The following is a 16,640-nucleotide window of genomic DNA, read 5'->3' on the forward strand; positions in this document are numbered from 1 at the left end:
GTTCTTTCTGTTCTTGCTTCCCTGCGCGAGCATTATCTCTATCAGGTTCAAAGGGTTATTCTCAGTCGGTGAATTCACCAACACCCCTAGCGTCAGGTCAGCGTTATGATTGAGGAGTCCGCCCAGGTCAAATTCTTTTTGGAAACAGCGGAGGTCGGGCGTTATTTTCATTAATTCCGTTTATTTCCACGAACCCATGCTAAGCTTTATATATGAATATAAATCAAACCCTGCTTCGCGAGTTCGTTATCAAGGGATTGGTCTCTTATAAAAAAGAATTGCGCGGGCCTTTCTTGCAGGATTTTCGGCAGCAGTTTGCCAGCCTGAATCCGGAAGAAGTGGCCGAGGCTTTTATTGACGTCACCTTTCTGGGATCCGCTTTGACCTTTCTGCAAGGGGAGCAGTGGAATCTGAAAAAGGATCCGGCCACCAGTTCCGAGAACTATCATCGCTTCACAGAACAGACCTTTGCCTCCAATCTTTTGTCTTTGAACTATCTGCAGGACACTCTGCAAAACATGAATGAAAAGGAACTGCGCCGAACGGCCGAGCTTTGCGAAGAGCTGGAGCGTCTGTTGTTGTCCCACGTTCAGTCAGGAAACCAAGAACATCAAAACCGCTTTGTGGCCAGATCCCTGCAGTTGATGGAAAATGTCTTTGCTCATGAAAACGCACTTTCATTGCAGGGAAATACGCAGGCGCGGTCCCTGGCGCTTTCTCTGTATCGCACATTCGATGGCCTGGATCAGATCTTTGGTTTGAACTATAACGCCGATGTGGGAATGAAGACGGACGTGAACGGCACCGAAAGACTGTATGAAGGCGCGGGCCTGGGTGTGCAGTCTTCGTATTCAACTTTGCTGACGGCTTTGCGGGAAGTGCGGGCATCACAAGGAATACGTTTTATTGATCTGGGATCTGGTTATGGACGGGTGGGTCTGGTTGTAGGCGTGTTAAGGCCGGATATTGATTTTATCGGATACGAGTACGTCAAACACCGCGTGGATATTTCCAATGAATCCACGGCCAAATTCGGTTTGCAGGATCACGTGCACTTTTTCACGCAGGATCTTTCCGAAAAAGACTTCCGCATCCCCGATGCCGAGGTCTACTACATGTTTGATCCGTTCAGCAAGGACACCTATCAGCATGTCTTGAGTCAATTGGTAGAAGTTTCGCGCCGTCAAAGAATTGTCGTGGTCACCAAGGGCAACGCGCGACTGTGGCTGAAAGAAATCGCCGAACGCGAAGGCTGGTTGCCGGGTCAGGAATTTGACTGCGGCAATCTGTCATTGTTCCGTTCGCGCGAATAGTTACTTTACAAATTTAACCTGGAACTTTTGACCTTTGATGCGACCGTCACGCAGCTTTTGCATGGCGCCGTCCGCAACTTTCGCAGACACCGCCACGAAAGAAATCTTGTCCTGAATTTCGATTTTACCCACATCCGCAGAAGTCAAACCACCGGCAGCTCCGGTCAGGGCCCCCAGAATGTCGCCGGGACGCAGCTTGTCCTTGCGGCCTCCCGAGATCGAGATGGTTTTCATCGGAGCTTCTTTCAGGGTTTTGTTCAAACCATACTGATTTTTAAAACCCAGGGACGGACGGGCGAATTTGCCACCGGTCAGTTCTTCAAACTGGCCCAGTTTCAGCGTGTCTTTAGGGTCAGCAATCGTGACTGCCACGCCGGTTTTGCCAGCTCGGCCGGTACGACCGATACGGTGAACATAGATTTCCGGGGACAGAGGCAGGTCAAAGTTAATAACCAGTTCCAGATTGTCGATATCAAGACCGCGCGCTGCCACGTCGGTGGCAACCAGTATACGGTGGGATCCGTTGCGGAACATCGCCATCACGCGATCACGTTCACGCTGTTCCATGTCTCCATGCAGGCAGCCGCTGGCAGCTCCCAGGTCATTCAGGCGTTCTGCGATTTCCGCCACGGCATTTTTGGTGTTGCAGAAGATGATGGTGGAATCGGACGGATGCTGTTGCAAAATGCGCATCAGCACATTGGTTTTGTCATCGTCTTCGCTGTCGTAAACCAGTTGTTCGATCAGGTTTTGCTCTTCATCCTCGATGATCACCTGTTGGGCGTGGCGCTGGTACTTGCGGGAAAGATGTTCGATGGATTCCGGGAAGGTCGCAGAAAACAAGACGGTCTGGCGTGATCCTGGCAGGTCGCGCATCACGGTTTTGATTTCATCGGCAAAACCCATATCCAGCATTTTGTCAGCTTCATCCAGGACCACGGTTTTCACCGCAGAAAGATCAATGCGGCTGCGGCCGACAAAGTCGGCCAGACGGCCTGGAGTGCCGACGACAATCTGCACACCGTTTTCCAAAGCGTCCGCTTGTTCACGGCCGGATTGGCCTCCGGTCATCGCCAGAACTTTCAAGCCCGGCAGACGACGGCCCAGTTTGCGGATTTCGGTGACAACCTGACTTGCCAGCTCGCGGGTCGGGCACAGAATCAGGGCTTGCAGTTCTGGCAGGTCGATCTGGATTTTGTTCAGGATCGGAAGTGAGAACGCCGCGGTTTTTCCACTGCCGGTTTTGGCCTGACCGATCAGGTCCTTGCCCGCCAGAAGCAGCGGGATGCTTTCCTGCTGGATGGGTGTCAGTGTCTCAAAACCCAGTTCCTGAACAACAGCCAGCAGTTCGGGGGACAGGGGAAGAGATGAGAATTGATTTTGCGACACAGGCACCTCGGGAAAATGAAAAATATTTAGGTAGCAGGCAGGGCATTTAATGTCGAGTCCTGAATGGAAATACGAAAAAATGACCCGCCCCAGATTTAGGTACCCCCTCCTGCAGTTTTGTGGCATCACTGCGCCATGGTTCAAATCGGTCAAATCAATAAACTTAAAGTCGTCAAAACAATGGAATACGGGGTCTTTCTGGATGGTGGAAGTGACGGGGAAATCCTGTTGCCGGCGCGCTATCAACCCGAAAAATGTGAAGTCGGTGACGAACTGGAAGTTTTTGTCTGCTTTGACTCTGAAGACCGTCTGGTGGCCATGACGGAAATTCCCTTTGCGATGGTGGGAACTTTCGGTTTGCTGAAAGTGAAATCCATTGAGCGTGTCGGCGCTTTTTTGGACTGGGGCCTGCCGAAGGATTTGTTCCTGCCATTCAGCGAACAAACCCGTGATCTGAAGATTGGTCAGAACGTGCTGGTGTATCTGTATCTGGATAACACTGACAGAATTTCTTCTTCCATGCGACTGGATCGTTTTATCGACAAAGAATCCGGAAATTACGAAGCCGGTCAAAGTGTGGATCTGCTGATCGCAGCCAAAACGGATTTGGGATACAAGGCCATCATCAATGGTCGTCACTGGGGCATGCTGTATGCGAATGAAGTATTTCAGCAGCTGGAATACGGTCAGCGTCTGAAAGGTTTTATCAAGCAGGTGCGTGACGATGGCAAAATCGATTTGCGTCTGAACGAAGCCGGTCACAAAGCCACGGCTGATATTGGCGAACGCATTATGGAGTTGTTGAAATCCAAAGGCGGCTTCCTGCCGATCACCGACAAAACAGATCCGGAAGCCATCTATGACCTGTTCGGAGTCAGCAAAAAAAAGTACAAAATTGCTCTGGGCGGGCTGTATAAAAAGCGCCTGATCACGGTCCATGATGACGGCATCCGCCTGGTGGATGGCCGCTAAACGGCCGCCACGGGGCTTCCGGGCCCCCTGATAGGTCTAGACCTCTTACAGGGTGGGTTTTTACAGCCCAAACCCATCTTTGCCACTTAAGTTATTGATTTCACAATATTTTGTTTGTTTTTGCGCGCTGCCGCCATTGCCTGAGTGTTCGCAGCTTTCAACGAAATAATGCTCATTTAGGTTATTCTCATTTTAATTGCTTCCCCTTTTCCGAGAAATTCGCTAGAAATTCTCTAGCAAGAATTTAGTCTCTGGAGAGTTTTCGGGCATAGGGCCCAAGACCTCTTAAGAGCTTCCCAAAAGCAAATCTTAGGAGGTTTATATGGGTAAAAAAATCTACGTTGGAAATCTTTCTTATTCTTTGGATGATCAGTCTTTGGCTGACACTTTCGCTGAATTCGGAAATGTTGAATCTGCACGCATCGTGATCGATCGTGAAACTGGTCGTTCTAAAGGTTTCGCTTTCGTTGAAATGTCTACTGACGACGAAGCAGCAACTGCAATCGCTAAATTGAACGGCGTTGAGTTGATGGGTCGCGCGATGAACGTATCTGAAGCTAAACCAATGGCTCCTCGTGAGAACCGTGGTGGCTTCGGTGGCGGTCGCGGCGGTGGCGGCGGCGGTAACCGTGGTGGCGGCTTCGGCGGCGGCAACCGTGGTGGTCGTTTCTAATTTAAGATTTTAATCTTAGTGAAAAGGGCGGAAAGAAATTTCCGCCCTTTTTTTATTTCTGAATCCTGTCTTTTCTGTCGATGCTTCAGTCAGCTTACACTTTCCCCTGAATTCACAAATTCCACATCCACTCTAAGTTCCCGATTTCAGTCACCTCAGCAGTTTTGATTTATTGGCGCTGTCTTTGCTTTAAAATCTGCAGGAGGAACGGCATGACCACACTGGGTATTCGTGTCTCATTTTTGTTCTTGTTTGCTCTGGCGCTGGCGGCCTGTGGGGGTGGCGGCGGTGCGGGCGGTGTACTGCCAGCCGGGGGTGATTCCAGCGAACAGGAATCCTCTGGAGAAAGCAACGGCTCCGAATGTGGAACCATGGTGGACATGGCCTGCGAAGTCCTTGTGGCGGTCAACCAAGAACGCACCAGCCGCGGTCTGAATGCGCTGACGGCCCTGCCAGCCTGTGTGGCGGAAGCCCAGGCCCATGCCGATGATATGGTGGCGCGAAACTTCTTCGCCCATGACAGTCCGACAGAAAGCACCTCGCAGCGTTTTGCACGGTTTGCTCTGTCGGGAAGTTATTGGGGAGAAAATATCGCGGCCGGGTATTCAACCGCCGCTCAAGTGATGGCGGGATGGATGAGCTCCACGGGGCATCGTAATAAAATCTTAAGTTCCAACTTTCGCACCATGGGTGTGGGGATCGCTGCTAATTCACAAGGCATGCTTCACTGGGTTCAATGTTTTTCAGGTAAGTCCGCGCTCTAAATCTGGAGCCAAAATTTCTGGCACTCTTCTTGAAATGATTCTCTCATGACTTCCGTTAAGAAGTCCTCTGGTGGCAAACGGGCCCCAGTGAAATTCCGGGGGGAATTATGATCACACACACTTTGTTGGCAGCTTCATTCACCTTTATGTCTTTGGCCGCTTCGGCTGCGGCAGCGGGATTTGTCGAGACTGCGGGCAACGCCTGTGAATGGACTCCGGGGCGCTATGAACTGAGCGAAACCGAAGGCCGTGTGCGCATTCCCAACGGACTTTACGTCAAGAAAGAAGAAACCAGCAAGATCGCCCGTGGCAGTTGCACATTTGCACTGACATTGAAGGCCCCGGCTGGAAAAAAGATTGTCGTGCGTGACAGCCAGCAGTTGATCAGCCTGCGTGCCTATCCTCAACAAACCCGCGTAAAAGCGGAAGTGGAAATCTTCAAAGCCGGCAGTCAGGGCGCGAAACAGAGCCTGGAAATCGTGTCGGCGGAAAAGGCTGAAAAAACAACCCAGTATGTGGGGCAGAAAGACGTCTTGCTTGAAACCGCCTGTGGCGGCTCTGATATCCTGCGTGGAAACTTGTCAGCGACTATCATTGGTGAAGGCAAGGGTCGTGCTTTTGCCAAAAATGTGACCCTCGACATTCAAGAGGTGGATTGCAATTAAGGATTGCACCACGGACGTGGTGTGATGATTTTTGTGATCTCGTTGGCTCGCATGTACAGGAACTCCGAACCCACCGCCAGTCGGGCGCGCTCGCGGCGCTGGGATCTTGGAGACACCGTGCGAATCTGTCCATAACCCAGACCATCGGTGATGGTCGTTCCGGTCATGCCTTTTAAACTCCATTTCACAGTCTTGCCAGCAATCGGTGTTACGTCCGATTCTGTCAGGATTGTCGAGATGGTGCCTTCAGAATCCCGGCACTGCAGACGAAAATGCAGCACCACAAAGACTTCCTGGCGACAATTTTGCGAGCGAGAATAGCCATAACCAGCATCACAGGTGTTGAAAGCTCTTTCCGTGAAGCCCAGCTCTTCCGGTGCGCGATCCAGCCCCAGAAAAGTCTGCAAAGCGACGTAGTCGATACTTGAAGGAGCGGCTACATCCGGAACGACAGTTGTCGGTGGCGGGGATTCTTTCTTGGGTGGGGTGGTGCATCCGGCAAGTGCGGCGACAAGAACAGCCAAAATCCATTTCATAATTTTCCCCTCGAATAGATGTATAACTAAGCCTAGGTCAAATCTGGTAAATTACAAGGTATTCTATTTTGGAGATTCCTCAAAACCGCCTTAACTTAATTTGATATTTTCGCGGGAGGAATTTTATGTTTAAAGCCCTTAGTAAAGCACTGGTACTAACCCTTGTGGGGGCCAGTTCTGTGTATGCACAGCAAGACCCGGTTGCTATCATCATCCGCAACGCCAAGGGCGAGCAGGTGGGGAATGCGACACTGACGGATGTAACCAACGGGATGCGCATTCAGATGGAGCTAAAAAACCTTCCGCCCGGGGAAAAAGCCTTTCACATTCATGAAAAGGGCCTCTGCACGGCTCCTGATTTCAAATCAGCCGGTGCCCATTTTAATCCGGACAAAAAGAAGCACGGCCATAAAAGCAAAGGCGGGCCGCATGCCGGGGATTTCAATAATATTGTGGTGAAAGATGACGGAACGGCCTCAGTGGATGTTGTTAACCCGATGCTCACCGTACGTGAAGGAAAACATTCGGTGATCTCCAAAGAAGGGACCTCGATCGTGATTCATGCTAAGGCGGATGATTATAAATCCCAGCCCGCAGGCGAAGCCGGAGACCGGATCGCCTGTGGAGAGATTAAAACTCCGCCGGATACAAAACCTGTTATCAAATAATTACTTGGCAAAGGCGTAAATCAAACTTCCGCCTTTAAGCATGCCAATGACTTTGTCACGCAGATGGTTGGCCACGGCCGGGCAGCCCCAGCTGCGACCTTGAATCACACTTGATTCTTTCACATAGCTTGCTCCGTGAATCACCACGGCGCGAGCGCGGGCTTTGGAATTCGTGCTGGAAAGACCATCCAACTTCAAAGACAAACCATGTTTGCCAGTGTAAGTTTCTGCCGCCAGGTAGTAACCCAAAGAGCTGGCATTGGAGCCGGACTTGTTACTGAATTTGTCAGCGTAGCCGTCGTGGTTGGCATCAGATCCTTTGCCGTGAGCTGTATGGATCGCGGTCACTTCACCCGTGGACATATTAATGATAAAGAAGCGGGCTTGAGTTGAACGTTTGCCGAAATCGATCAGGGACATGTACTTTTTGTTTTTGATACGGGATTGGTTTTTCTCGAAGTAAACAACGGCTTCTGCCAATGCTTTGGAATTGATCAGTCTTTTTGGATCCAGATGATCATAGTTTTTTAGAATTGCTTCGCTTTCAGTCGCCGTGGTGGTGCCTTCGTTTGTTGCCGTTTCAGTTTCTTCGGCTGTGGATTTATCAACTGTGTCTGTATCAGGAATTGTCTGCTCCATCTCGGTGTCGTCCGGAAGGACTTCGGCGGAGCTGTAGTCTTGGCCTGCGCAGGCGGTCATGGAAAGGAAAGCGGCCAATACCAGGGATTTTTTAGAGATTAGATTCATCGATCCTCCGTGAAAGATGCTGTGTGTTCTTCGACAGATGCTAGCTGACACGAGGTGTTCGTCGGAAAAATTGTTACCGCGACATAATTTTTAGGACCTTGTGCGTGGGCGAATCTGGAATGGATTCGGATTTCTCAATTCCTTCGTTCAGTGAACAAACGAAAGTGAACTTGTAAAGTCCTGCTGGGGCTTAAGATGCAGTAAGGGAGCGGGTTTGCGGTTTTCTTATTTTTTTGAAGGAGTACTATGAGTGTATGAACTCTGGATGAATGAAAGTTAGAAATAACCGAAGCATCAAAGAGTCCAAAGAGGACCGTGAATAGGATCAATTGAATTGATCCCTCACTAAAAGGAGCTCAAACAATATAGTTGTTTCTTAGATGAAAAAAATAGAGTGTGCTTTTGAGTGACTCTGATTCTATTCAAAAAAGAACAATTCGTTTTTCTCCAGATCCTCTGTGCCCATGTGTTTTACACGTGGGCATTATTTTTTTAAGCATCTGCCTTTACAATGGACTCCGTCGTCACAAAGGAGTTCTTATGCATATCTGCGGTTGGTTTGAAATTCCCGTCAAAGACATGGGGCGCGCCATGAAATTCTATGAACAGTCTTTTGATGTCTCGTTCACGTTAAGTGAAATGGGTCCAGTAAAGATGGCGATGTTTCCGATGAAGGAAAAAGAGCCGGGGGCCACCGGGGCTCTGGTGCAGGGGGCCGATTACAAGCCTTCCCATGACGGCTGTTTGCTTTATTTCAGTGTGAACAGCATCGAAGACTGCCTGAAAAAGATCAAAGACAAGGGGGGTAAAACCCTGACCGATAAAAAGAGCATCGGCCAGTACGGGTTTATTGCGACCTTCGAGGACACTGAAGGCAATAAAGTGGCTTTGCACGCTAAAAACTAGTTTAATTGAAAGCCAAGTAAGACTGGCTTTTATGACACTTGCAAACGGTGAGGGGCTTCGGGTAGAAGTCCCCTCATGAAAACACTTTTGATTTCTGCTTTTATTCTTTCCTTGTCCCTGAATGCAGGGGCTGCCGTTTCTAAACTTGTCTGCGTACCGGGTTACGAGCCAATGCGTGCCGAAGCTGTGATTGAAGTCATCTTCAACCGTGCCATTGATCCGCTGAAGCCTGTCATCGGCAGCTATAATCTGGGTGCGGTATTGAAGCTTCATGACAAAATCACGGGTCAGACTTACACGCGTTCTGATGTTGTGCTTGTTCCAGCAACATCCATGGATGATGTGAATCTGCGTGGTGGCGCTGGCGGCATGGTGCACATCCGTGTCAGCCCGGTTTTGAAAAACGGCGCATTCATGGGGCGTTACACCGGCGATCTTTTCATCAATGATCTGGATTCCCGCAATTACTACAATCTGACCGGCACCACGCAAGAGCCGGGAATTGTTTGCGAAACCCGTTAAAAGTCCGCTAGAGCGTCCTGTTCCGGGATGGTTCCATTCTGCCTCCATAGTCCTTTTCTATTCTTGAAAAGGACGAGGAGGTCCTTATGTTTAAAACTCTGCAAAAACAATTGATCGCGACTCTGATGTTGGTGGCTACCACTTCCGCACACACCACGTGGGCACAGGAAAAGTCCCACGAGGCCCTGCGCGAGGCATTCCGTGCCTGTCACGAAGAGCTGGGCATTGAACAGCCTGAACCCGGCCAAAGACCTCAGGCCCCCGATGATGAGACCCGCGCCAAGATTGATGCCTGCCTGAAAGAAAAGGGCTTCGAAGCACCGCCTAAGTTTGGCCGTGGTGGCGGTCCGGGCAAAGGCCGTCCGGAGCGTTCTGCTTCCGCCGGTGTTCAATAGTCAAAATGAGACCGTGAAGGGATTCTTGGATTTTTGTGGGTTACACTAAGGTCCAAGAGTCCACAGGAACTTTTTGGGAGGGCTTATGAAAACACTGGATAGATGCTCACTGCGCGTGGGGCAGGAATTGGTGATCAGGGAATCTGAGCGGGGCGATGATCTGCATCGCGGGGATCGCTTTCTGGTGTGGCCGGAAGAAACCTCTAACGGCCACTTTGATGTCCAGTATCTGCGTTAGTTGCCGCAGACCTCATCCAGGGTCACCTGATATTTTTCAGGGTTGAATACGCGGCCCAATTTGCCTTTGATGCCGCCAGAACCACGGCGTTCGATTTCACAGTCTTCCACTTTCGCGAACTGTTCAGAAATCATGATACGGTGAAGGCTGATACGCAAAGTGTTCAAAGCCGTCTGGGCTTTGATTTTGTTTGTCACAGAGCTTGTCAGGCCGTTGGAAGCCTCAAGCACGTGCAACAAGTCGGTCATGCCCAGTTTATAGCGCAGAACTTCTGCATCATAAACTTTCACCAGATTGGCGTGGGCCAAAGCTGCGGCATTGTACTGCTTTTGGGCTTCCATCAAAGAACCCAAAGTCACTTCAATCAGGTTGGCTTGTTCAAATTGCAGCTCTTGCTTGCGCAATTTCAGCTGTTCGATGTTCAAGTTGCTGATTTTCAAGTTGGGGAAGTAAGCAAAACCAAAGTTCACAGAACCCGAGTGCTCAAGACCGCCCATGGATCCATTCATGCGGGATGCGCCCAGGGAATGGCCACCCAGGAAGCTGAAAGCCTTGCTCCACTTGTTGTATTGAGCAGAGGTGATCATGGCAGCCATCTGGCGGCTTTCCGGGGATTTTTCGTGCACTTGAGTCAGCAAAGACTGCGGGGACCAGTTTTCAACCGGGGAAACCGCAACCGCCGCGTCTTCAAAAACGATTTCGGTTGTCAGGGACAGGCCCAGCAATTCGCGGATCGCCGCTTTTTCCTGAAGAACCAGTTCGTCCACTTGAGACAACTGAACCAGAGCCATCTGGGTTTGAGCTTGAGCTTGCAGGTATTCTTCTTCGCGGATCATGCCCAGCTGAGCGGGCAGGCGCAGTTGTTCTTCAATGGCTTTCAGATTTTCATATTGCAGAGCCAGGATGCCACGCAGTTCGATATCACCCAGAATCGTCACGTAGATGGAGTAAGCAGAAGAATAGCCGTTCAGCTGAGCGATGTAGTGAGACATGCCCTGTGCTTTCAGCAGGTAGGTATTTTCTTTCAGGTCCATCCAGTTGGAAGGCATCAGGAAAGGCAACAGGAAAGAAACCGTGTTCAATGCAAATGAAGGCCCGCTGGAAATAGCGCCCCCCAGATTCACGGAAGGCAGCAGGTTCCCACGCGCCACATTCACGCGCTCTTTGGCCTGGTGAACGTTGTTCAGGGAGATCGCGATTCCCACATTGCGATCCAGGAACATGCGGCGAAGGGTGTCGGGATTAACTTTAACAACGGTGTTGTTTTGAGCCGTGGTTTTGGGTGCGGCAAAGGCCGTTGAAGATGTAACAAAAACTGCCAGCAAAAGTGCTGCAAATATTTTCATGAATCCCTCCGAAATGAACCCTGAAAGATGTATTTCCAGGCGCAATCCTTGTCAAACGGAGTGTTGTATGGAGTACGAAGTAGCCTCGGATTTGGGGTGATTTGTTTACGGTTGGCACGCTGCCCCGACAGGATCTCGGGTTTCTCGGCTCAAGTTGATATGGAAATTTTTGAAAAGTTTAATGTTCGGACCCATGTGCTACCATAGGGAAAATAAAGAAGCCGATTTCTAGGAGTTGTACGTTGGAAGATCAGAAGTCGTTTCAGTATAGTTTTAACCAGAAAAATAAAATGCTGGTGGTGAGCTTCTCTGGCGAGATCAACACCCCGGTTTTGCCGGCCCTGGAGGCTTGCCGTCAGGAGCTGCTGGCCAAACGCGAAGTCAGTTGTGTCGTGCTGTACTTTCAGGATGTCGAGTCCATCAGTGCCGACGCCATCCCGTGGCTGGCGCAGGTGCAAAGGGAGATCCGCCTGAAGCCTGCCGAAATCAGGTTGTGTTCGTTGCGTGAAAACCTGCGCGAACGCCTGGTGCGCATGGGAGTCATCCGGGGGTTGGAAGTTGCTGAGGATTTGAAGACCGCGCTTTTGTCCTTCAGCCGCGCAGGCTGACGTGCTAGTGTGAGCTCATGAATAACTACAGCTTCAAAAAGTATCAGCCATTAAGTTTGCGTCTTTGGCACTGGTTCAATGCTCTGGTGATTCTGGGGCTTTTGGGGACCGCATTTTTGCGCAAATCCTTTCTTAGCTGGCGCACGAACGCCGCTTTAATCGAAAGTAAAATGCAGGAGGCAGGCGCCGCCATCACGCCGGATCTGGCCAAGGATATCGCCATTGGCATTCGCACGCCTATGTGGGACTGGCACTATGTGCTGGGATTCACTTTGGGGGGGCTGATGCTGGTGCGGGTGTTGGTGGGAATTTTTGCGGTTAAAAAATGCCCGGCTACGCATGCGGCGCAAAGCGCCTGGAATCTGCGTAAAGTCCCGGCAGGGCAGAAGGCCAATGCACTTCACTATACGATTGTTAAGACGGGTTATGCGCTGTTTTATCTGGTCACCGTTTTTATGGTGGTGTCTGGTGTGGTGATGTATTTTAAAACCGAGCTGGGTATCAGCAAAGAAGCTCTGAATCCGGTTAAAGAATTCCACGAACTGATGATGTGGTTCTTTACTGCATTTGTTGTTGGGCATATTCTGGGTTTGGTCATCGCGGAAAACCGTCAGGACAAGGGACTGGTTTCAGATATGATTCATGGTGGTCCGAAAGACTGATTTTCTGTTTCGCGGGTTGCAAACACTTAAGGTTGCGCACCCGCACTGTGATTGCCTTGCCGATCAGCGCCTGATCTGATCTTGGCATGAACACCAAAAACTTTGTCGATGTCCTGAAAGATCACTACAAAGAAAAACGCGCCGGTGACCGTCATTTTTCCCAGCGGGCTTACGCGCGTTATATCGGGATTGATGACTCCCGCCTGTCAAAAATCCTGCGCGGCAAACGTCCCATCCATCCCGAACTGGTCGAAGCGATCGGGCGCAAGATTCAACTGAGCGACCAGGCCATTGAAGCTTTCAAAAAAGCCGAGTTGCAGAAATACCGACGCCACACCCGGCGCGCGAAAAACAATATGGTGAAGCTTCAGAAGATCCCTCTGGAGACTTTTAAGATCATCTCCGATCCCCAGCACTATCACATTTTGGAGCTATTAAAGCTGAAAAGCTTTCAGCCGGATGTGCAATGGGTGGCTGTGGTGATGGGGATCCCGGTTTCTCAGGCGCAGGAGTGTATTGACCGGTTGCAGGCCGTGGGCTTGCTGCGGATAGAAAACGATGGCACCTGGATCGACATCTCGGACGGATTCACCACGGATATTTTAAGTGATGTGGCGGCGTCCGAAGCGCACCGCCGTTTTCAGAAGGCGGTGTTGTTGCGTTCTGTACAGGCCTTGCAGGACCTGTCACTGGGGCATCGTGATCAGTCTTCGATTCTGGTGGCAACAGATTCGCGCAAATTGCACGAAGCCAAACAAATGATCAAAGCATTCCGGCGCAAGCTGGGTCTTTTTCTGTCCGAAAGCGAAACCAAGGATCAGGTGTTTCAGTTGAGCCTGTCGTTATATCCGCTGAACAAGGAGGAATAGTGAAAGCCCTGCTGGTACTTGCCATTTCTTTGACGCTGTTGAGTTTTTCCGCTCATGCCTATCGCGAAAGCAATGGCGGCAAGGGTGTGCTGACAGATCGGGGAGTGGTGCTGCTGGATCTTTATGAAGCGTCCGTTGATCAGCCCTTCTTTGGCGGTTCTTATTCTGAAAAAACTTATTGGGACTTGCGCGTGAATCTTCCCAAGGACTTTCCGGTACAGTTGATTGCGCGGAAGCTGGCGGACCTGGAGCGATTTTCCCCGGAACTGCATTTGCTGCTGGTGTTGTCTTTGAATGATTTACGCTGGGAATTCACCCGAAATGAACTTCAGATGACGACGGATCTTGAAAAACTTCCGGACGTGGATCCGGCGAAGCTGGTTCAACTGGCTGTGCGGAAAAAGAATCAGATTTTTATCCACCGCCCATTGTGGAATATCATGTCGACGGATCAACAGGCAGCGCTGGTTGTGCACGAGATACTTTATCACCACTTTGATGCGCGGTCGGCCAGCACGGTCAGTCTGCCGGTGCGAAAGTTTGTAGGGGTGCTGTTTTCAGATCGTTCCTACAGCCAGTTGATGCAGGATCCGGAACTTCAGCATCAGTGGCGTAAGATTTTGTTATTTGCAAATTGATAGTTCACTGACAATTTTTTTGGTCCACTTGTATTTCTGTTTGCGGCCTTGAGGTCGCAGAACCTCCCAGTGGGATGATCTGCTGAACAATTCGCCTTTGCCGGCAAACTGCATATCAAGCAAGTGCAGGCCGCATTTCAAAGAACTTTCCGGTTTTTCGCCGTCGCCATTTTTACAGCCGATTTCAGGGCCATGACCGTGTCGACCTTCACTTTCGTAAGAGGCTTCCGCGCCGCGATGAAGCTGCAATATACCCACGGCGGTTCCATTGGGACCCTTCGCGGTGTGAGAGCCCACTCCGCACGTGCTTTCACCCAGAACCATGACATTCATGATGGCGACAAAGATCACTTTCTTTTCCTCCGGACCCAATTGAGGGAAGGCCGGGCACAGGCTGACCAGGTCAGGGGTGCCGTCAAACAAGTTCGGATACTCGCGTTCATTCAGGATGTTCAGAATATGCTGACCCCAGCGGCCATATCCCGCATTGGTGACCATGTTGCTGCAGGCCTCGGCAACCTTGCGGTCTTTCTGTTTGTTGTAGTTGTATTTGTAGATGTCTTTATAGGATTGATCGCCGCCCACGGCGGAACGAAGGGCGCGGATCTGATCCACGGATTTGTCGCCACGGTCTTCACAGCCAAGGCAGACGCCCCGGGCTCCGTCGGATCGCAATGTCTTGCGGGTCTCCGCAAAGGCCGGCAGTCCCAGACTAAATATGATTAGTGCCGTTAAGAATTGTCTCATAATGTCTCCGAAACATTGCAAAGCAAGCATGATGCCGGAGTCTCAAAACGAAAAGAGCAGACTCTTAGAGTCTGCTCTTGTTCAGAAATATCACACTGTCGTGACAAAACTGCGCTGTCTCAGAACGAGACAATGATGTTATTAGTCGCGGAACTGACGTTTAGGACCACGGAAGCGTTTGATGCCTGGGTGGTCACCACGACGCTCTGGACGGTCTGTCTCGGAACGCTGAGGGCGCTCAGAACGCTCACTGCGTTCAGCGCGAGGCGGACGAGAGTCGCTGTTGCCGGAAGCACGGTAAGAACGCTCGGAACGCTCTGCGCGTTCAGCACGTTCGCTGCGCTCAGGACGTTCAGTTCTTTCCGGGCGGTCACGGAAAACCGGTCTTTCAGTTCTTTCTGCACGCACTTCGCCTCCGTTGAACTCAGCGCGAGCACCTTCAGAACGGAAGCCACGGGCAGGGGCGCTGGCGCCACGGCCGCCACCGAATGGACGGCGGGCACGGGAATCGTCACGGTCATCACGACGATCACCACCACGGCCGCGAGAGAAGCGGTTGTCGTTTGGATCACGTGGCAACAATTCACGAGGAACGCGGTCGCCCATGTAGTCCAGCATCAGATCTTTCTTCACGAACACGTTCGGGAAGTAAGCCGCGATAAAGCGACCCAGAAGCTCTTCTTTGGAAAGCTCTTTGAAGTTGATGTCTTCAGCCTGGATCAGATCCTGGATCAGGTCCATCGCCAGTTGCAATGGCACGGATTCAGCGTCCATTGTGCTGACTTTATCCATAACGTCTTTGATTTTCAGACCAGCCACTTCATCAGCAGAAGGAACAACACCTTTGGTCAAAACGGCTTTCGTGTTTTGCATCACACGGCGAAGAAGAGTCAGTTGCTCTGGATTCACCAAAGTGATTGCAGTTCCTTTTTGACCATTACGACCGGTACGGCCGATACGGTGAACGTAAGATTCAGAATCCCAAGGCAAAGAGTGATTCACAACGTGAGTCAGATCCTTGATGTCCAGACCGCGGGCAGCAACGTCTGTTGCCACGATCACTTTCACCTGACGCTGTTTGAATTTCTTCAAAGTCGCTTCACGTTCCTGCTGGGACTTGTCACCGTGCAGAGAATCCGCCGGGAATCCACGCTGGGTCAGAATGTCAGCAAGCTCTGCCACTTCCATTTTCGTCTGGCAGAAAATGATGCCATAGAATTCCGGAGCAGTTTGCAGCAAGCGTGCAATCACTTCTGTTTTGTAGGAGTTTTTAACTGTGTAGTAGATCTGCTCGATAGTGTCAGCAGTGCCGCCCACTTTGTTCACAGATACAGTTTCAGGGTTTTCAAGGTAAGTGGAAGTCAAACGACGAACTTCAGAAGACATGGTTGCAGAGAACAACCACGTACGGCAAGCCGCACGTACAGAGTCAGAATCTTCCGGCTGAGTTGCAGAAAGAATTGTTTCCAGAGCTTCTTTGAAACCCATGGAAAGCATTTCGTCAGCTTCATCCAGAACGACAGTTTTAACGCTCTGAAGTTTGATCATTTTCTGTTCAAGGAAATCAACCAGACGGCCCGGAGTCGCCACAACAATGTGCGCGCCACGTTTAACACCGTCGATCTGTGTGCGGTAAGAAGCGCCACCGTAGATGGTTACTACGCGAACGCCTTTTTTCTTACCCAGCAAAGTCAGCTGTTCTGCCACTTGCAGAGCCAGCTCACGCGTTGGGCTCAGGACAAGAGCCTGAGTGTCTTTGGTGGTGCTGTCGATGTTTTCAATCAGCGGGATACCGAAGGCAGCGGTTTTACCCGTACCAGTGGATGCCAGACCGATAAAGTCATTGGCACCAGCCAGCAGAATCGGCAAAGCCTGACGCTGGATCGGAGTTGGAGTGGTGAAGCCCATGTCTGCCATCGCAGCCATTACGGGTGCACTCAGTCCAAAGTTTTCAAAATTATCTACGGTTGTTAACGGAGTCA

The 16,640-nt window shown here is 50.7% G+C and carries 20 protein-coding genes and 1 riboswitch; of the genes, 14 read left to right on the forward strand and 6 right to left on the reverse strand.

Annotated elements, in window-relative coordinates:
* Nucleotide 1: 1 nt before the first annotated feature.
* Nucleotides 2–98: riboswitch (TPP riboswitch) on the reverse strand.
* A gap of 114 nt (nt 99–212) precedes the next feature.
* Nucleotides 213–1,313 carry a class I SAM-dependent methyltransferase gene (locus BDT_RS06940; RefSeq protein ID WP_015090536.1) on the forward strand — a complete coding sequence of 367 codons (1,101 nt, stop codon included), beginning with the start codon at nt 213–215 and terminating at the stop codon, nt 1,311–1,313.
* Here BDT_RS06940 and dbpA read toward each other — a convergent pair whose 3' ends face one another.
* A complete protein-coding gene (gene dbpA / locus BDT_RS06945) occupies nt 1,314–2,702 on the reverse strand; it encodes an ATP-dependent RNA helicase DbpA (RefSeq protein ID WP_015090537.1) in 1,389 nt (462 codons plus the stop codon).
* A gap of 135 nt (nt 2,703–2,837) precedes the next feature.
* Here dbpA and BDT_RS06950 point away from each other — a divergent pair, with 135 nt between their 5' ends.
* The 4 genes from BDT_RS06950 (at nt 2,838) to BDT_RS06965 (ending at nt 5,776) form a co-directional block, all read left to right on the forward strand.
* The gene (locus BDT_RS06950; protein ID WP_015090538.1) at nt 2,838–3,674 is read left to right on the forward strand and encodes a CvfB family protein; all 837 of its coding nucleotides are present in this window, start codon (nt 2,838–2,840) and stop codon (nt 3,672–3,674) included.
* A 322-nt stretch (nt 3,675–3,996) separates the two neighbouring features.
* Nucleotides 3,997–4,347, forward strand: a complete 351-nt coding sequence (locus BDT_RS06955; protein ID WP_011163890.1) for an RNA recognition motif domain-containing protein — start codon at nt 3,997–3,999, stop codon at nt 4,345–4,347.
* Between the two features lie 212 nt (nt 4,348–4,559).
* Nucleotides 4,560–5,111, forward strand: coding sequence for a CAP domain-containing protein (locus tag BDT_RS06960; protein WP_015090539.1), 552 nt, complete (start codon nt 4,560–4,562; stop codon nt 5,109–5,111).
* Between the two features lie 107 nt (nt 5,112–5,218).
* Nucleotides 5,219–5,776, forward strand: a complete 558-nt coding sequence (locus tag BDT_RS06965; protein ID WP_015090540.1) for a hypothetical protein — start codon at nt 5,219–5,221, stop codon at nt 5,774–5,776.
* Here BDT_RS06965 and BDT_RS06970 read toward each other — a convergent pair.
* A complete protein-coding gene (locus BDT_RS06970) occupies nt 5,773–6,312 on the reverse strand; it encodes a hypothetical protein (RefSeq protein WP_015090541.1) in 540 nt (179 codons plus the stop codon). The two genes, BDT_RS06965 and BDT_RS06970, sit on opposite strands and share 4 nt — an antisense overlap.
* 125 nt (nt 6,313–6,437) lie before the next feature.
* Here BDT_RS06970 and BDT_RS06975 point away from each other — a divergent pair, with 125 nt between their 5' ends.
* Nucleotides 6,438–6,980, forward strand: coding sequence for a superoxide dismutase family protein (locus BDT_RS06975; RefSeq protein WP_041577305.1), 543 nt, complete (start codon nt 6,438–6,440; stop codon nt 6,978–6,980).
* Here BDT_RS06975 and BDT_RS06980 read toward each other — a convergent pair whose 3' ends face one another.
* Nucleotides 6,981–7,727 (reverse strand): murein L,D-transpeptidase catalytic domain family protein, encoded by a 747-nt coding sequence (locus BDT_RS06980; protein ID WP_015090543.1) that lies wholly within the window; start codon nt 7,725–7,727, stop codon nt 6,981–6,983.
* Between the two features lie 540 nt (nt 7,728–8,267).
* On the opposite strand from BDT_RS06980, the gene BDT_RS06985 reads away from it, so the two are divergent.
* The 4 genes from BDT_RS06985 to BDT_RS19290 all read left to right on the forward strand — a co-directional run bounded on the left by BDT_RS06985 (nt 8,268) and on the right by BDT_RS19290 (nt 9,788).
* The gene (locus tag BDT_RS06985) at nt 8,268–8,633 is read left to right on the forward strand and encodes a VOC family protein (protein WP_015090544.1); all 366 of its coding nucleotides are present in this window, start codon (nt 8,268–8,270) and stop codon (nt 8,631–8,633) included.
* Between the two features lie 75 nt (nt 8,634–8,708).
* Nucleotides 8,709–9,155, forward strand: coding sequence for a hypothetical protein (locus BDT_RS06990; protein WP_015090545.1), 447 nt, complete (start codon nt 8,709–8,711; stop codon nt 9,153–9,155).
* Nucleotides 9,156–9,241: 86 nt separating this feature from the next.
* The gene (locus tag BDT_RS06995; protein WP_015090546.1) at nt 9,242–9,550 is read left to right on the forward strand and encodes a hypothetical protein; all 309 of its coding nucleotides are present in this window, start codon (nt 9,242–9,244) and stop codon (nt 9,548–9,550) included.
* A gap of 85 nt (nt 9,551–9,635) precedes the next feature.
* A complete protein-coding gene (locus tag BDT_RS19290) occupies nt 9,636–9,788 on the forward strand; it encodes a hypothetical protein (RefSeq protein ID WP_158320230.1) in 153 nt (50 codons plus the stop codon).
* Here the strand turns inward: BDT_RS19290 and BDT_RS07000 are convergent.
* Nucleotides 9,785–11,134, reverse strand: a complete 1,350-nt coding sequence (locus BDT_RS07000) for a TolC family protein (RefSeq protein WP_015090548.1) — start codon at nt 11,132–11,134, stop codon at nt 9,785–9,787. The two genes, BDT_RS19290 and BDT_RS07000, sit on opposite strands and share 4 nt — an antisense overlap.
* Before the next feature lie 242 nt (nt 11,135–11,376).
* Here BDT_RS07000 and BDT_RS07005 point away from each other — a divergent pair, with 242 nt between their 5' ends.
* The 4 genes from BDT_RS07005 to BDT_RS07020 all read left to right on the forward strand — a co-directional run bounded on the left by BDT_RS07005 (nt 11,377) and on the right by BDT_RS07020 (nt 13,911).
* Entirely contained in the window at nt 11,377–11,742 is a 366-nt protein-coding gene (locus BDT_RS07005; RefSeq protein ID WP_235046292.1) for an STAS domain-containing protein, read from the forward strand.
* A gap of 17 nt (nt 11,743–11,759) precedes the next feature.
* Complete coding sequence (locus tag BDT_RS07010) at nt 11,760–12,404, forward strand: cytochrome b/b6 domain-containing protein (RefSeq protein ID WP_015090550.1); 645 nt, start codon at nt 11,760–11,762, stop codon at nt 12,402–12,404.
* 86 nt (nt 12,405–12,490) lie between these two features.
* The gene (locus BDT_RS07015; RefSeq protein WP_015090551.1) at nt 12,491–13,273 is read left to right on the forward strand and encodes a TIGR02147 family protein; all 783 of its coding nucleotides are present in this window, start codon (nt 12,491–12,493) and stop codon (nt 13,271–13,273) included.
* A complete protein-coding gene (locus BDT_RS07020; protein ID WP_015090552.1) occupies nt 13,273–13,911 on the forward strand; it encodes a hypothetical protein in 639 nt (212 codons plus the stop codon). Before BDT_RS07015 ends, BDT_RS07020 begins: the two co-directional genes overlap by 1 nt.
* Here BDT_RS07020 and BDT_RS07025 read toward each other — a convergent pair.
* Both BDT_RS07025 and BDT_RS07030 read right to left on the reverse strand, forming a co-directional pair.
* Nucleotides 13,897–14,658, reverse strand: a complete 762-nt coding sequence (locus BDT_RS07025; RefSeq protein WP_235046293.1) for a hypothetical protein — start codon at nt 14,656–14,658, stop codon at nt 13,897–13,899. The genes BDT_RS07020 and BDT_RS07025 overlap by 15 nt on opposite strands.
* Nucleotides 14,659–14,799: 141 nt before the next feature.
* On the reverse strand, nt 14,800–16,584 hold the full coding sequence (locus BDT_RS07030; RefSeq protein WP_015090554.1) for a DEAD/DEAH box helicase: 1,785 nt from the start codon (nt 16,582–16,584) through the stop codon (nt 14,800–14,802).
* Between the last annotated feature and the right edge of the window lie 56 nt (nt 16,585–16,640).

The sequence above is a fragment of the Bdellovibrio bacteriovorus str. Tiberius genome (assembly GCF_000317895.1).
Taxonomy (GTDB): domain Bacteria; phylum Bdellovibrionota; class Bdellovibrionia; order Bdellovibrionales; family Bdellovibrionaceae; genus Bdellovibrio; species Bdellovibrio bacteriovorus_F.

Coding starts and splice junctions, on each gene's coding strand:
- BDT_RS06940 (WP_015090536.1), top strand. CDS start 213: ATGAATATAAATCAAACCCTGCTTCGCGAGTTCGTTATCAAGGGATTG.
- BDT_RS06950 (WP_015090538.1), top strand. CDS start 2,838: ATGGTTCAAATCGGTCAAATCAATAAACTTAAAGTCGTCAAAACAATG.
- BDT_RS06955 (WP_011163890.1), top strand. CDS start 3,997: ATGGGTAAAAAAATCTACGTTGGAAATCTTTCTTATTCTTTGGATGAT.
- BDT_RS06960 (WP_015090539.1), top strand. CDS start 4,560: ATGACCACACTGGGTATTCGTGTCTCATTTTTGTTCTTGTTTGCTCTG.
- BDT_RS06965 (WP_015090540.1), top strand. CDS start 5,219: ATGATCACACACACTTTGTTGGCAGCTTCATTCACCTTTATGTCTTTG.
- BDT_RS06970 (WP_015090541.1), bottom strand. CDS start 6,312: ATGAAATGGATTTTGGCTGTTCTTGTCGCCGCACTTGCCGGATGCACC.
- BDT_RS06975 (WP_041577305.1), top strand. CDS start 6,438: ATGTTTAAAGCCCTTAGTAAAGCACTGGTACTAACCCTTGTGGGGGCC.
- BDT_RS06980 (WP_015090543.1), bottom strand. CDS start 7,727: ATGAATCTAATCTCTAAAAAATCCCTGGTATTGGCCGCTTTCCTTTCC.
- BDT_RS06985 (WP_015090544.1), top strand. CDS start 8,268: ATGCATATCTGCGGTTGGTTTGAAATTCCCGTCAAAGACATGGGGCGC.
- BDT_RS06990 (WP_015090545.1), top strand. CDS start 8,709: ATGAAAACACTTTTGATTTCTGCTTTTATTCTTTCCTTGTCCCTGAAT.
- BDT_RS06995 (WP_015090546.1), top strand. CDS start 9,242: ATGTTTAAAACTCTGCAAAAACAATTGATCGCGACTCTGATGTTGGTG.
- BDT_RS19290 (WP_158320230.1), top strand. CDS start 9,636: ATGAAAACACTGGATAGATGCTCACTGCGCGTGGGGCAGGAATTGGTG.
- BDT_RS07000 (WP_015090548.1), bottom strand. CDS start 11,134: ATGAAAATATTTGCAGCACTTTTGCTGGCAGTTTTTGTTACATCTTCA.
- BDT_RS07010 (WP_015090550.1), top strand. CDS start 11,760: ATGAATAACTACAGCTTCAAAAAGTATCAGCCATTAAGTTTGCGTCTT.
- BDT_RS07015 (WP_015090551.1), top strand. CDS start 12,491: ATGAACACCAAAAACTTTGTCGATGTCCTGAAAGATCACTACAAAGAA.
- BDT_RS07025 (WP_235046293.1), bottom strand. CDS start 14,658: ATGAGACAATTCTTAACGGCACTAATCATATTTAGTCTGGGACTGCCG.
- BDT_RS07030 (WP_015090554.1), bottom strand. CDS start 16,584: ATGGCTGCGATGGCAGACATGGGCTTCACCACTCCAACTCCGATCCAG.